Annotated in this window: 9 protein-coding genes; 8 read left to right on the forward strand and 1 reads right to left on the reverse strand. The window is 73.1% G+C overall.

The window, feature by feature from the left end; genetic code table 11:
• Window positions 1-28 precede the first annotated feature (28 nt).
• Window positions 29-4,675 carry a family 78 glycoside hydrolase catalytic domain gene (locus AB0C04_RS21705; RefSeq protein WP_357057376.1) on the forward strand — a complete coding sequence of 1,549 codons (4,647 nt, stop codon included), beginning with the start codon at window positions 29-31 and terminating at the stop codon, window positions 4,673-4,675.
• Window positions 4,676-4,735: 60 nt separating this feature from the next.
• On the opposite strand, the gene AB0C04_RS21710 is transcribed toward AB0C04_RS21705, so the two are convergent.
• Window positions 4,736-5,767, reverse strand: a complete 1,032-nt coding sequence (locus AB0C04_RS21710; RefSeq protein ID WP_357057378.1) for a LacI family DNA-binding transcriptional regulator — start codon at window positions 5,765-5,767, stop codon at window positions 4,736-4,738.
• A gap of 314 nt (window positions 5,768-6,081) precedes the next feature.
• On the opposite strand from AB0C04_RS21710, the gene AB0C04_RS21715 reads away from it, so the two are divergent.
• From AB0C04_RS21715 to AB0C04_RS21745, 7 genes are all read left to right on the forward strand, one after another.
• A complete protein-coding gene (locus AB0C04_RS21715) occupies window positions 6,082-7,605 on the forward strand; it encodes a sugar ABC transporter ATP-binding protein (protein WP_357057380.1) in 1,524 nt (507 codons plus the stop codon).
• Entirely contained in the window at window positions 7,602-8,663 is a 1,062-nt protein-coding gene (locus tag AB0C04_RS21720; RefSeq protein ID WP_357057382.1) for an ABC transporter permease, read from the forward strand. Before AB0C04_RS21715 ends, AB0C04_RS21720 begins: the two co-directional genes overlap by 4 nt.
• Window positions 8,653-9,711, forward strand: a complete 1,059-nt coding sequence (locus AB0C04_RS21725) for an ABC transporter permease (protein ID WP_357057385.1) — start codon at window positions 8,653-8,655, stop codon at window positions 9,709-9,711. Before AB0C04_RS21720 ends, AB0C04_RS21725 begins: the two co-directional genes overlap by 11 nt.
• A gap of 37 nt (window positions 9,712-9,748) precedes the next feature.
• Window positions 9,749-10,834 carry a rhamnose ABC transporter substrate-binding protein gene (rhaS, locus tag AB0C04_RS21730; RefSeq protein WP_357057387.1) on the forward strand — a complete coding sequence of 362 codons (1,086 nt, stop codon included), beginning with the start codon at window positions 9,749-9,751 and terminating at the stop codon, window positions 10,832-10,834.
• A 65-nt stretch (window positions 10,835-10,899) separates the two neighbouring features.
• Complete coding sequence (locus AB0C04_RS21735) at window positions 10,900-11,253, forward strand: L-rhamnose mutarotase (protein WP_357057389.1); 354 nt, start codon at window positions 10,900-10,902, stop codon at window positions 11,251-11,253.
• Complete coding sequence (gene rhaI, locus AB0C04_RS21740) at window positions 11,250-12,431, forward strand: L-rhamnose isomerase (RefSeq protein ID WP_357057391.1); 1,182 nt, start codon at window positions 11,250-11,252, stop codon at window positions 12,429-12,431. The genes AB0C04_RS21735 and rhaI overlap by 4 nt, the downstream gene beginning before the upstream one ends.
• A 25-nt stretch (window positions 12,432-12,456) precedes the next feature.
• Window positions 12,457-14,499 (forward strand): bifunctional aldolase/short-chain dehydrogenase, encoded by a 2,043-nt coding sequence (locus AB0C04_RS21745; RefSeq protein WP_357057393.1) that lies wholly within the window; start codon window positions 12,457-12,459, stop codon window positions 14,497-14,499.
• The last annotated feature ends 14 nt before the right edge of the window (window positions 14,500-14,513 follow it).

Genomic DNA, 14,513 nt, shown 5'->3' on the forward strand with positions numbered 1-14,513 from the left:
CCGCCGCACAGAAGGGTGAGGACCAGCCATGATGCGCACGAGGCGGTACCGCGCCGCACTGTCCGCGACTGTCGTACTGCTCCTCGGTCTGACGCCGACGGTGGCGCCGGGTCCGGCGGCGGCCGCCGCACCGGAAGCCGCACCCCGGCTCACGGTGACCGGCCTGACCACCGAACGGGCGACCGACCCGATCGGGTTGGACGTGGCCCGGCCCCGCCTCGGTTGGCGGATCGACTCCACCGCCCGGGGCGTGGTCCAGGAGTCCTACCAGGTGCGCGTCGCCACCAGCCGGGACCGCCTGGCCGACGCCGACGTCTGGGACAGCGGCCGGGTCACCTCGCGGGCGAGCACCCTCGTGCCGTACGCCGGGCCGCAGTTGCGGCCGCGCACCCGCTACGAATGGCAGGTCCGGGTCTGGGACACCAGGGGCCGCGCCTCCGGGTGGAGCGCCCCGGCCTCCTGGGAGACCGGCGTGCGGGGGGCCGAAGGCTGGCGGGCCGACTGGATCGGGCTGCCGTCGCCCACCGAGTCCTGGACGGACTACACGGTGCAGACGACGCTTCGTCTGGAACGCGACGCGGCCGGGATCTTCCTGCGGGCCAGCGGGTCGGGCAACGCCTACATGTGGCAGTTCTCCATCACCGGCGGGAGCGCCAAGCTGCGCCCGCACCGGCGGGTCGACGGCGCCTGGACCCTGCTCAAGGAGGTGCCGCTGGGCGGGATCGTGCCGGCCGACCGGTTGACCGCACCGCACACCCTGCGCATCACCGCGGCCGGCGACACCATCACCAGCTGGGTCGACGGCACCCAGGTCGACGTCACCCGGGACACCGCGCACCGGGCCGGCTCGGTCGGCCTGCGTACCAACGGGGTGGAGACCGGCGTCTTCTCCGACTTCTCGGTGACCAGCGGCGGCGACGCCCTCTTCGCGGCGCCGCTCACCGACGGCGAGAACCCGTTCGGCGCGGGTACGCCCACCGCGGGCGGCCTGCGGGTCGGCGGGGACGCCGAGGCGATGCTCACCGCGCTGGACGCGAACCCGCTGCTGCGCCGGGGCTTCCGGGTCGACGGCGAGATCGCCCGGGCCCGGATCTACGCGACCGCGCTCGGGGTCTACCAGCTGTCGCTCAACGGCCAGCGGGTCGGCGACCACGAACTGGCCCCCGGCTGGACCGACTACGACAAGCGGGTGCAGTACCAGACGTACGACGTGACCCGGCAGCTGCGCCCGGGCGACAACGCGCTCGGCGCCCTGCTCGGCGACGGCTGGTACGCCGGCAGCATCGCCTGGTTCGGCACCGACAACTACGGCTCGCGCCCGCACCTCAGCGCCCAACTGGTGATCGACTACACCGACGGGCGCACCGAGACGATCGGCACCGACGGCGGGTGGCGGGCCACCCCCGGGCCGTTCCGGCAGAGCGACCTGATCCACGGCGAGAGCTACGACGCGCGGCGGCTGCCGGCCGGCTGGGACGGGCCCGGCTTCGACGACTCCGGCTGGTCGGCGGCGAGCGTGGACGACACCGGCGCCACCGGGCGGATCGTCGCCCAGGTCGACCCGCCGGTGCGGGTCGTGCAGGAACTGCCGGCCCGGGCGCTGACCCAACCCACCCCGGGCACCTGGATCTTCGATCTCGGCCAGAACATGGTGGGCAAGGTCCGGCTGAAGCTCGACGGCCCGGCCGGCGCCACCGTGCGCGTCCGGCACGCCGAGGTGCTCAATCCCGACGGCACCGCCTACACCGCCAACCTGCGGTCGGCCCGGGCCACCGACCTCTACACCCTGCGCGGTGGCGGCGCCGAGGTCTACCAGCCGACCTTCACCTTCCACGGCTTCCGCTACGTCGAGCTGACCGGCTATCCGGGCACCCCCGACCTGACCACCGTCACCGGGCTGGTCATGCATACCGACGGGGAGCTGACCAGCGAGTTCGAGACCTCCAACCCGATGGTCAACCAGCTGCACAGCAACATCACCTGGGGGCAGCGCGGCAACTTCCTCTCCATCCCGACCGACACCCCGGCCCGCGACGAGCGGCTCGGCTGGACCGGTGACATCAACGTCTTCGCCGAGACCGCGACGTTCAACATGGACAGCCTGACGTTCCTCAGCAAGTGGTTGCAGGACCTGCGGGACGCCCAGTCGGCCAACGGCGCGTACCCCGACGTCGCGCCGCGGGCCTGCTGCGGGGACGGCGCGACCGGGTGGGCCGACGCCGGCATCACCGTCCCGTACACGCTCTGGCAGCGCTACGGCGACACCCGGGTGGTCGAGGAGCACTACCCGTCGATGGTGCGGTACGCGTCCTGGTTGGAGAGCACCAGCTCGGGCAACCGGCGTACCAACGCCGGCCCGTACCTCGACTGGCTCAACCTCGACGATCCGACGCCCGCCGGTGTCATCGGCACCGCCTACTACGCGTACAGCATCCGGCTGCTGGCTGAACTGGCCGGCGCGCTCGGTCGGGACGCCGACGCGGCCCGCTACACGGCGTTGGCCGGCGACATCGCGCAGGCGTTCGTCGACGCGTACGTCTCGGCCGACGGCACCGTCCAGGGCGACAGCCAGACCGGGTACGTGCTGGCCATCGGCATGGGGCTGCTGCCCGAGCCGCTGCGGGCCAGGGCCGCCGACCGACTGGTCGACAACGTGCGCCGGCACGACTGGCACCTCTCCACCGGATTCCTCGGCACCCCCGACCTGCTGCCGGCGCTGAGCGACACCGGGCATCTGGACGTCGCCTACCGGTTGCTGCTCAACGACAGCTATCCGTCGTGGGGCTACGAGATCGCCAAGGGCGCGACCACGATCTGGGAGCGCTGGAACTCGATCATGCCGGACGGGAGCTTCGGCGACGTGTCGATGAACTCCTTCAACCACTACGCCTACGGCGCGGTGGGGGACTGGATGTACCGGACGGTCGCCGGCATCCAACCCGACCCCGACCACCCCGGTTACGCGCACCTGACGTTCGCGCCGCAGCCGGGCGGCGGCCTCACCTCGGCGCGGGCGTCCTACCGGTCGATGTACGGGGTGATCGGCAGCGACTGGGACCTCGACGCCCGCGGCGACATGCGGCTGCGCCTCACCGTCCCGGGCAACACCACCGCCACGGTACGTGTCCCGACGCCGGGGCGGCACGCGGTCACCGAGGGTGGCCGGCCGGCTGAGCAGGCCGACGGCGTGCGGTTCGTCCGGATGGACGGCCGGACCGCCGTCTACGAGGTCGGCTCCGGCTCCTACGCCTTCGCCGTCGACCGGGTGCTGGGCGACCTGGGTGACTCCGCCGACGCGGTACGGGAGCTGACGGCGCTGACCGACGAACTCGCCGGTCAGCTGGGCCGGCCGACGGTCGCGCACCTGCGCGCCCGGCTCGACCGGCTCGCCGCCCAGACCGCGGCGGCGCGCACGGCGTACCTGGCGGGCGACCCCCGTGCCGCCGCCGACGTGCACCGGGCCCTGGCGACGACGGCCGACCTGGCCCGGTGGCTGCGCACCCAGGTCGCCGCCGGCCGCCTGGACCCAGCCCTCGCCGAGGGGTTCACCGCGCCGCTCACCCGGCTCGACCAGCGGCTCTCCGCGGCGTCGTCGGCGCTGGTCGGGGCGGTGGTGCGGCTCGAGCTTCCGGTCGGCGAGCGGCTGCCCGGCGACGTCGTCCGAGCGACCGTTCTGGTGTCGAACGGCGGCCCCGATCCGCTGACCGGGGTGACCTCCGACCTTCGGGCGCCGGCCGGTTGGACGATCACCCCGGTCGGCGGCCGGGCCACCACGGTCGCGCCGGGTGGCACCGTGAGCCACCGCTACGACCTGCGGATCCCCGCCGGCCAGACGCCGGCGGGCGAGCCGGTCGAGGGCTTCGCCGGCTACCGCCACCGGGGCGGGACGGCGACCCTGCCGGTCGCCGGGACGATCACCGTCGCGCCGGCCGTGCAGATCGTGTCGGCGGCCGCGGCTCCCGCCCCCGTCGCGCCGGGCGCCGCGACGACGGTCGGCACGGTGCTGCGCAACCGGGCCGCCGTGCCGGTGACCGGACGGCTCACCGTCACCGCGCCGGAGGGCTGGCGGGCCGAACCGGTCACCGCCGGGTACGACCTCGCCCCGGGCGCGGAGACCACCGTGTCCACCGTGCTCGCCGCGCCGCTGTCGGTGACCGAGGGGTCGGTGGAGGTCACGGTGGCCACCGGCGGTACGGAGGCCGAACGCCGCGTCCTCGCGGTCCCGGTCCGGATCGACAATCCGCCGCCCGGTGCGTACGACCACGTGGACCTCGGCGACCCGGCCTCCGAGCAGGCGCACCGACTCGCCGCCTCGCAGTACTCGGGCACCAACAGCGAGGCCGGCCTGACCCGCCGCTACACCGACGTGACCCGCCCCGGCGGCTGGTTCGAGTTCGACCTCGCCGTCGCACCCGGTCAGCCGTTCCTGCTGCGCGCGGTCGAGACCTACGACCAGCCGCAGCTGAAGGACTACGAGGTGGTCGTGGACGGAGTGGTGGCGCAGGCCCGCAGCTGGCGGCGTACGGCGGCCGGGGCCGGCACGGTCAGCTACCAGCTCGTCGTCGACCTGCCGGACGCGACCCGCGACGGGGTCGTCCGGGTGCGGTTCCGGGACAGCGGGAACGGCTACGACCCGTCCATCGCCGACGTGTGGTCCGTGCCCGTGCCGTCCTGAGGTCCACCGGGCCGCCACCGCGCCGGGGAGGGGTCGGTACGGTGGCGTGCCGGTGGGCGGTCAGCGCCGGGCGCGCCGGGGCTGCTCGCTGGAACGGCGCACCACCAGCTCCGGCTGGAACACCACGTGCCGGTGCCGGTGCGTGTCGCCGGGCTCGGCCTCCTCGAGCAGGAGTTGCGCGGCGGTCCGGCCGAGCTGCTCGCGGGGCTGGCGCACCGACGAGAGCGGCACCGCCGCCGCGTCGGCGAACTCGATGTCGTCGTAGCCGACGATGGCCACGTCGGCCGGCACCCGCAGGCCGCGCGCGGTCACCTCCTGGAGCACCCCGAGCGCGATCAGGTCGTTGGCGCAGAAGACGGCGGTGGGGCGCTGCCGGGCGGGCAGGGCGAGCAGTTGCTCGGCGGCGCGCCGGCCGGCGGCGACGGTCAGGTTGGTGGTGACCGCCACCTGGAGCTCCGCCCCGGTGCCACGCTCCTCCACCGCGGCGGCGGCCCCGGCGTGCCGGTCGGCGACCTGGGCGATGGAGAGCGGCCCACCGAGGTACGCCATGCGCTGGTGGCCCTGGTCCAGCAGGTGGTCCATGGCCAGCCGGCCGCCCAGCACGTCGTCCACGGCGACCGAACAGCGGCTGGCCCGGCCGGTGCCCCGGTCGACGAGCACCACCGGGATGCCCCGGTCGATGAGCTTCTCCAGCTGGGGTTGGGGACCGTGGCCGACCGGGGTGATGAGCACTCCGCGGACCCGCTGCTCCTCCAGCAGCTCCAGGTGGCGGCGCTCCCGGGCGCTGTCCCCGCCGCTGTTGCAGACCACCAGCATGGCGCCGGCCTCCTCGACGACCTGCTCGGCGCCGCGGACCACGTCGGTGAAGAAGGGGTTGGCCACGTCCAGCACGACGATGGCGACGGTGCGGCTGTGCCCGGCGCGCAGCTGCCGGGCCGAGTCGTTGCGGACGTACCCGAGTTCGGTGATCGCGTCGAGCACCCGCTGGCGGGTGGCGGGGGCGACGCTGTCGGGCCGGTTGAGCACGTTGCTCACCGTGCCGAGGGAGACGCCGGCGTGCCGGGCGACCTGCTTGATGTTCGCCCCTGCCATGGCTCCCTCGACGATCCGTGCGGTGGTTCGCGGTCCGGTGCGGGCACGCGGTCGCGGTCGGCCCGGGCCGGCCGGGCGCGTCGCGCCGGACGGGCGAGCCGGGTCGACCGGCAGTGTATAGCGACTAAAACGTTTCATCCAGCTGGCCGGTGCCGGCCCGCGCGTCCCGGATCGTCGGCGTTCGGACCGGTCCGCACGGGATCCCACGTCCGCCTCGGCAACAGGGGAGAAATCAGCGGGAAACTCTTGACGCTCGTGAATGCGTCCCCCTACGGTCCATGCACGACACGTGAAACGATTCAGGAGGGGATCGGATGAGCCCCGACGCACCGGGCGCGGGCGGCGCTCCGTTGCTGGAACTCGACGCGGTGACGAAGTCCTTCGGGGCGGTCGCCGCGCTGCGCGGGGTGCACCTGGCGCTGCACGCCGGTGAGGCCCACGCCCTGGTCGGCGAGAACGGGGCGGGCAAGTCGACCCTGGTGAAGGTCCTGGCCGGCGCGCACGCCCCGGACTCCGGCGGGATGACCCTCGACGGGCGGCCACTGGAGCTGCGCGGCCCCGCCGACGCCCGGGCCGCCGGCATCGCGGTCATCTACCAGGAGCCGACGCTCTTTCCGGACCTCTCGGTGGCGGAGAACATCTTCATCGGCCGGCAACCGCTGCGCGGCCTGCGCCGCATCGACGCCGCCGCGATGAACCGCGACGCCGAGCGGCTGTTCCAGCGGCTCGGCGTCCGGATCGACCCCACCCGGCCCGCTCGCGGGCTCTCCATCGCCGACCAGCAGCTCGTCGAGATCGCCAAGGCCCTCTCCTTCGACGCCCGCGTCCTGGTCATGGACGAGCCGACCGCCGCGCTCTCCGGGGTGGAGGTCGAACGGCTCTTCGGGGTCGCCCGGTCGCTCTGCGAGCGGGGCGCCGCGGTCCTGTTCATCTCGCACCGCTTCGACGAGGTGTTCGACCTCTGCCAGCGGGTCACCGTGCTGCGCGACGGCGCCTGGGTCTGCACCGACCGGGCCGCCGACCTGACCGTGGACGAGGTGGTGCGGCGCATGGTCGGCCGCGACGTCGCCTCGCTCTACCCCAAGCAGGAGGCCCCGGTGCGGGACACGCTGCTCGAGGTGCGCGGGCTGACCCGGGCCGGCGTCTTCGCCGACGTGTCGTTCACCGTCCGCGGTGGGGAGATCGTCGCGCTGGCCGGGCTGGTCGGCGCCGGTCGCAGCGAGGTCGCCCGGGCCGTCTTCGGCGTCGACCGGTACGACGCGGGCGAGGTGCGGGTGGCCGGCCAGCGTCTTCCGCAGGGCAGACCGGGCCGGGCGATCCGCGCCGGGATGGCGCTGGTCCCCGAGGACCGGCGGCAGCAGGGCCTGGTCATGGAGCTGTCGGTCGAGCGCAACGCCACCCTGGCCCGGCGCCGGGCCCTGAGCCGGCTGGGCCTGCTGCTCGGCGCCGCGGAGCGCACCGAGGCCCGGCACTGGACCCGGCGCCTACAGGTGAAGGCGGCCCGGCTCGGCGCGCCCGTGGCCACCCTCTCCGGCGGCAACCAGCAGAAGGTGGTGCTCGCCAAGTGGCTCGCCACCGAGCCGCGCGTCCTGATCATCGACGAGCCCACCCGGGGCATCGACGTCGGCACCAAGTCCGAGGTGCACCGGCTGCTGTCGGAGCTGGCCGGCGAGGGGCTGGCCATCCTGATGATCAGCAGCGAGCTGCCCGAGGTGCTCGGGATGGCCGACCGGGTCCTGGTCATGCACGAGGGGCGTCTGGTCCGCGAGCTGTCCCGCGCCGAGGCGGACGAGACCTCCGTGATGTTCGCCGCCACCGGGCAGGGAGCGACCGCATGAGCCGCACCGACGCCGGCGCGCCCGAGCAGGTCGCCGCGACCGCCCCGACCGTTCCCGACCGGCAGCGCCGCGGCCTCACCGAGCGCCTGCTCGCGGTACGGGAGCTGAGCCTGCTGATTGCGCTCGCGGCGCTGGTCCTGGTGACCAGCGTCCGCAACGACCGCTTCCTGAGCAGCCAGAGCGTCAAGGACCTGCTGCTGGGCTGCGCGCTCCTGGTGATCCTGGCGGTCGGGCAGACCCTGGTCATCGTCACCCGCAACGTCGACCTGTCGGTCGGCTCGATCCTCGGCCTGGTCGCGTTCGCCACCGGCTCGCTGTTCCTCTCCGCGCCCGGCACCCCGTGGCCGGTGGCGCTGCTGCTCGGCGTCGGCCTGGGTGCGATGTGCGGGGTGGTGAACGGCGGCCTCATCGCGGTGGCCCGGGTGCCGGCCCTGGTCATCACCCTCGGCACCCTCTACGCCTTCCGGGGCATCGACTACTACTGGGCCTCCGGCCGGCAGATCAACGCCGCCGACATGCCGCGGTCGTTCCTGCGGCTGGGCAACCAGACGCTGCTCGGCGTACCCGTGCTGTTCCTCGTCGCGCTGGTCGTCGTTGCCGCCGTCGGCTTCTATCTGCGCTCCTACCGCAGCGGGCGGGAGCTCTACGCGATCGGCTCCGAGCCGGCCGCCGCCCGGCTCTCCGGCATCCCGGTCGGCCGGCGGGTCTTCGCCGTCTTCGTGGCCAACGGTGCGCTCGCCGGGCTGGCCGGCGTGCTCTACGCGGCCCGGTTCGGCACGCTCGACGCCGCCGCCGGCACCGGCCTGGAACTCCAGGTGGTCGCCGCCGCCGTGGTGGGCGGGGTGGCCATCTTCGGCGGCAGCGGCAGCGCCTACGGCGCCGCGCTCGGCGCCGTGCTGCTCACCACGATCGGCAGCTCGCTCGCCGTCCTGCGCATCGACCCGTTCTGGCAGCAGGCCGTGGTCGGCGCGCTCATCCTCGCCGCCATCGGTCTGGACCGGCTCCTGGCCCTGCGGACGGCGGCCCGGCTCCGAGGAAGGAGCGCCCATGGCGCATGACAGCCTGTACGCGGCACCGCCCCGGGCCGACGCCGAGGGTGGCGCGGGCCGGCTCGCCACGGTACGCGGCGTGCTCGGCTCCTGGGATGCGGTGATCGTCGTCGCCCTCGTGGTCGCCGTGCTGCTCGCCGGCCTGACCGTGGAGAACTTCGCCACCGGCCGCAACGCCCAGTTCCTGCTGCTCGACCTGGTGCCGCTGGCGCTCCTCGCGCTGCCGATGACCCTGATCGTGATCACCGGCGAGATCGACCTCTCGGTGGCGAGCATGGTCGGCCTCGGCAGCACCCTGATGGGGCAGCTCTGGCTCTCCAGTGGACTCTCCCTGGAGCTGATCTGCCTCCTCGTCGTGCTGCTCGGCGCCGTGCTCGGCGCGGTGAACGGCCTCTTCGTCACCGGCTTCGGCCTGCCGTCGCTGGCGGTGACCATCGGCACGCTCGCCCTGTACCGCGGGCTGTCGTTCGTGGTGCTCGGCGACCAGGCGGTGGCGGACTTCCCGGCCGGCTGGACCGCGGCCGTCGTGCGGAACATCCCGGGCACGTCGATCCCGGTCGCGCTCGTCGGGGTGCTGCTGCTGGCCCTGCTCTTCGGCGTGGTGCTGCACTTCACCCCGGTCGGTCGCGCGCTGTACGCGATGGGCAACAACGACCAGGCCGCCACCTTCGCCGGTGTCTCGGTGGCTCGGACGAAGTTCTGGCTCTTCGTGGTCTCCGGAGCGGTCTGCGGGCTGGTCGGCGTCTTCTGGACCCTGCGCTACGCCAGCGCCCGCGGCGACAACGCCACCGGCCTGGAGCTGACCGTGGTGACCGCCGTGCTGCTCGGCGGCGTCTCGATCTTCGGCGGCCGGGGCGGTCTGCTCGGTGTGGTGGCCGGCGTCCTGCTGCTCGGTGTGCTCCGCAACGCCCTGCAACTCGCCGACGTCGACGCCAACGCGCTCACGATCGTCACCGGCACCCTGCTCATCGTCTCCGTCGTGCTGCCCAACGCCGTCGCGGACGTGCGCGCCCGGCTGCACCGCCGCCGCCATCGCGCGCGGCCCGTCGCGCCGTGACGTCCCCCGCTCACCAACCACCCCCGGAAGGATGACGATGTCCGCTTATCGCAGAGGGCTCCGTGTCGGGGCCACCAGCCTCACCCTCGCCGCACTGCTGCTCAGCGCCACGGCCTGCGGCGGCACCACCCGGGAGAACTCCGGCAACGAACCCGGCGCCGGCAGCCAGGCCAGCGGTGGCGCCGATCCCGACGCCGCGATCAAGGAAGGGCTCAAGATCGCCTTCCTGCCGAAGCAGGTGAACAACCCCTACTTCACCGTCTCCGACAACGGTGGCAAGGCCGCGGTCACCGAGTTCAAGGGCGAGTACAAGGAGGTCGGCCCGTCGGAGGCCAGTGCCTCCTCCCAGGTCAGTTACATCAACACCCTGTCCCAGCAGGGCATGGACGTCATCGTCACGTCGGCCAACGACCCGAACGCGATCTGCGGCGCGCTGAACCAGGCGAAGGCCGCCGGCGCCAAGATCGTGACCTTCGACTCCGACACCAAACCGGAGTGCCGCCAGATCTTCGTCAACCAGGTGACGGCGCAGGGCATCGCGGAGAACCAGGTCAAGCTCATCTCGCAGCAGATCGGTGGCGAGGGTGAGATCGCCATCCTCTCGGCCACCGCCAACGCGACAAACCAGAACGCCTGGATCGCGTTGATGAAGGAGGAGCTGAAGAAACCCGACTACAGCAAGATCAAGCTGGTCACCGTGGCGTACGGCAACGACGACGACCAGAAGTCGTTCCAGGAGACCCAGGGTCTGCTGCAGTCGTACCCCAACCTCAAGGGCATCATCTCCCCGACCACCGTCGGCGTCGCGGCCGCCGCCCGCTACCTCAGCGGCTCCCAGTACAAGGGCAAGGTCAAGCTGACCGGGCTGGGCACCCCGAACCAGATGCGGGAGTACGTCAAGGACGGCAGCGTCGACGCGTTCGCCCTGTGGAACCCCGCCGACCTCGGCTACCTCGCCGCGTACGCCGGTGCCGCGCTGGCCTCGGGGCAGATCACCGGCGCCGAGGGCGAGAAGTTCACCGCCGGCAAGCTCGGCGAGTACACGGTCGGCAAGGACGGAGTCGTCATCCTCGGCCCACCGACCGTCTTCGACAAGAACAACATCGACCAGTTCGACTTCTGACCGCTCACCGGGCGGTGCCGGCGTCGAACGGCGCCGGCACCGCCGGGGGCGCCGACGGGAGAACCATGCCCCGCGTCTGCTTCACCCTTCAGGTCGATCCAGCCCGGCTGGCCGAGTACCGCGCCCGGCACGAGCGGGTCTGGCCCGAGATGCTCGCCGCGCTGGCCGACAGCGGCTGGCACGACTACTCGCTCTTCCTCCGCGCGGACGGCCTGCTCGTCGGGTTCCTGGTGACCGACGACTTTCCGGCGGCCCTGGCCGCCATGCAGGCCCGTGACGTCAACGCCCGCTGGCAGGCGGAGATGGCGCCCTTCTTCCTCGACCTCGACCACGGCGCCGCCGACCGTGCCATGCGGCCACTGGACGAGGTCTTCAACCTTGCGGCGCAACTCGCCGCGGAGACGGGAGAGACACCATGACGCAGCCCGACGCGTCCACCCGGGACCGGATCACGCAGGCCCTGCGCGCCCAGCGCATCGAGACCGCCTCCTGGGCGTACGCCAACTCCGGCACCCGGTTCAAGGTGTTCCCGCAGGAGGGTGTCCCGCGCGACCCGTACGAGAAGATCGCCGACGCGGCGGTCGTGCACCGGCTCACCGGGGTTGCGCCCACGGTGGCCCTGCACATCCCGTGGGACCGGGTCGACGACTACGCCGACCTGGCGCGCCACGCGGCCGAGCTGGGCGTCACGCTGGGCGCGATCAACGCCAACGTCTTCCAGGACAACGACTACAAGCTCGGCAGCGTCACCAACCCGGATCCGGGGGTGCGGCGCAAGGCGATCGACCACCTGCTGGAGTGCGTCGACATCATGGACCGCACCGGCTCGCGGGACCTGAAGCTGTGGTTCTCCGACGGCACCAACTATCCGGGCCAGGACGACATCCGCGCCCGGCAGGACCGGCTCGCCAATGCGCTGCGCGAGACCTACGACCGGCTCGGCGACGACCAGCGGCTGCTGCTGGAGTACAAGCTCTTCGAGCCCGCCTTCTACACCACCGACGTGCCGGACTGGGGGACCGCGTACGCGCACTGCCTGGAACTCGGGCCGAAGGCGCAGGTCGTCATCGACACCGGGCACCACGCCCCGGGCACCAACATCGAGTTCATCGTGGCCTTCCTGCTGCGCGCCGGGAAGCTGGGCGGGTTCGACTTCAACTCCCGCTTCTACGCCGACGACGACCTGATGGTCGGGGCCGCGGACCCGTTCCAGCTGTTCCGGATCATGCACGAGATCGTCCGTGCCGACGCGTTGACGCCGGCGGCCGGCATCGCGTTCATGCTCGACCAGTGCCACAACATCGAGCCGAAGATCCCGGCGATCATCCGGTCGGTGATGAACGTGCAGGAGGCGACCGCGAAGGCGCTGCTCGTCGACGCCGGCGCGCTGGCCGCCGCGCAACGCACCGGTGACGTGCTGGGCGCCAACGCGGCGCTGATGGACGCGTACCACACCGACGTGCGGCCGATGCTGGCCGAGCTGCGCGCCGACCTCGGTCTGGACCCGGACCCGATCGCCGCCTACGCCCGCTCCGGCTACTTCGAGACGATCCGGGCCGAGCGCGCCGGCGGGCAGCAGGCCGGCTGGGGCGCCTGACCACCACGAGTACGCAGACAGGGACGTGAGGACGATGCATTCCGAGGTTCAGGCGCTGATCGCGCGCAGCAACCGGCTCGGCGCCGACCCGACCACGACGAACTACGCCGGGGGCAACACCTCGGCCAAGGGCGAGGCCACCGACCCGGTGACCGGCGGCCCGGTCGAACTGCTCTGGGTGAAGGGCTCCGGCGGCGACCTCGGCACCCTGACCGAGCCGGGCCTGGCCGTGCTCCGGCTGGACCGGCTGCGCGCCCTCGTCCACGTCTACCCGGGCCTCGCGCGCGAGGACGAGATGGTCGCCGCGTTCGACTTCTGCCTGCACGGCCGGGGTGGGGCGGCGCCCTCGATCGACACCGCGATGCACGGGCTGGTCGACGCGGCGCACGTCGACCACCTGCACCCCGACGCCGGCATAGCCATCGCCACCGCCGCCGACGGCCCGACACTGACCAAGGAGATCTTCGGCGACCGGGTGCGATGGGTGCCGTGGCGGCGCCCCGGCTTCCAGCTCGGCCTCGACATCGCCGCCGTGTCGGCGGCCAACCCGCAGGCGATCGGCGTCATCCTGGGCGGACACGGCATCACCGCGTGGGGCTCGACCAGCGACGAGTGCGAGCGCAACTCGCGGGAGATCATCCGCGCCGCCCAGGCGTTCCTCGACGAGCGGGGCCGGGCCGAGCCGTTCGGCCCGGTGCGGGCCGGCTACCAGCCGCTGCCGGCACCGGAGCGGCGGCAGCGGGCCGCGGCTCTCTTCCCGCTGCTGCGCGGCCTCGCCAGCACGGACCGGCGGCAGGTCGGGCACTTCACCGACAGCGACGTGGTGCTCGACTTCCTCGCCCGGGAACGGCATCCCGCGCTCGCCGCGCTCGGCACCTCCTGCCCCGACCACTTCCTGCGTACCAAGGTCCGACCGATGGTGCTCGACCTGCCGCCCACCGCGCCGATCGAGGAGGTGACCGCTCGGCTCCGGGAGCTGCACGCCGCGTACCGCGACGAGTACCGCGCCTACTACGAGCGGCACGCCACGGCGCAGAGCCCGCCGATGCGCGGCGCCGACCCGGCCGTCGTGCTCGTGCCGGGGGTGGGCATGTTCAGCTTCGGCCGGAACAAGCAGACCGCCCGGGTCGCCGGCGAGTTCTACCTCAACGCGATCAACGTGATGCGCGGCGCGGAGTCGGTGTCGCGCTACGCGCCGATCGACGAGGCCGAGAAGTTCCGCATCGAGTACTGGGCCCTGGAGGAGGCGAAGCTGCGCCGGATGCCGGAGCCGAAGCCGCTGGCCACCCGGGTCGCGTTCGTCACCGGCGGCGGCTCCGGCATCGGCCGGGCGGTGGCGCACCGGCTCGCCGCCGAGGGGGCGTGCGTGGTGGTCGCCGACCGCGACGCCGAGGCCGCCGCCACCGTCGCCGCGGAGATCGGCACCAGCGACGTGGCGGTCGCCGTCGCCGCCGACGTCACCGATGCCGCGGCCGTCACCGCCGCGCTGCGGGACGCGGCGCTCGCCTTCGGCGGGGTGGACCTGGTGGTGAACAACGCGGGCCTGTCCATCTCCAAGCCGTTGCTGGAGACCACCGAGGCGGACTGGGACGTGCAGCACGACGTGATGGCCAAGGGCTCCTTCCTGGTCGCCCGGGAGTCCGCCCGGGTCATGCTCGAGCAGGGATTCGGCGGCGACATCGTCTACATCGCCAGCAAGAACTCGCTCTTCGCCGGCCCGAACAACGTGGCCTACGGCGCGGCCAAGGCCGACCAGGCGCACCAGGTCCGGCTGCTCGCCGCGGAACTGGGCGGGCACGGCATCCGGGTCAACGGCGTCAACCCGGACGGGGTGGTACGCGGCTCCGGCATCTTCGCCGGCGGCTGGGGCGCCCGACGGGCCGCGGTCTACGGCGTGCCCGAGGAGAAGCTCGGCGAGTTCTACGCCCAGCGCACCCTGCTGAAGCGGGAGGTGTTGCCGGAACACGTCGCCAACGCCGTCTACGTGCTCACCGGCGGCGACCTGTCGCACACCACGGGGCTGCACGTCCCGGTGGACGCCGGCGTCGCCGCGGCCTTTCTCCGCTGAGGCCGGTGCGGGCG

The sequence above is a fragment of the Micromonospora sp. NPDC048909 genome, assembly GCF_040649635.1.
Taxonomy (GTDB): domain Bacteria; phylum Actinomycetota; class Actinomycetes; order Mycobacteriales; family Micromonosporaceae; genus Micromonospora.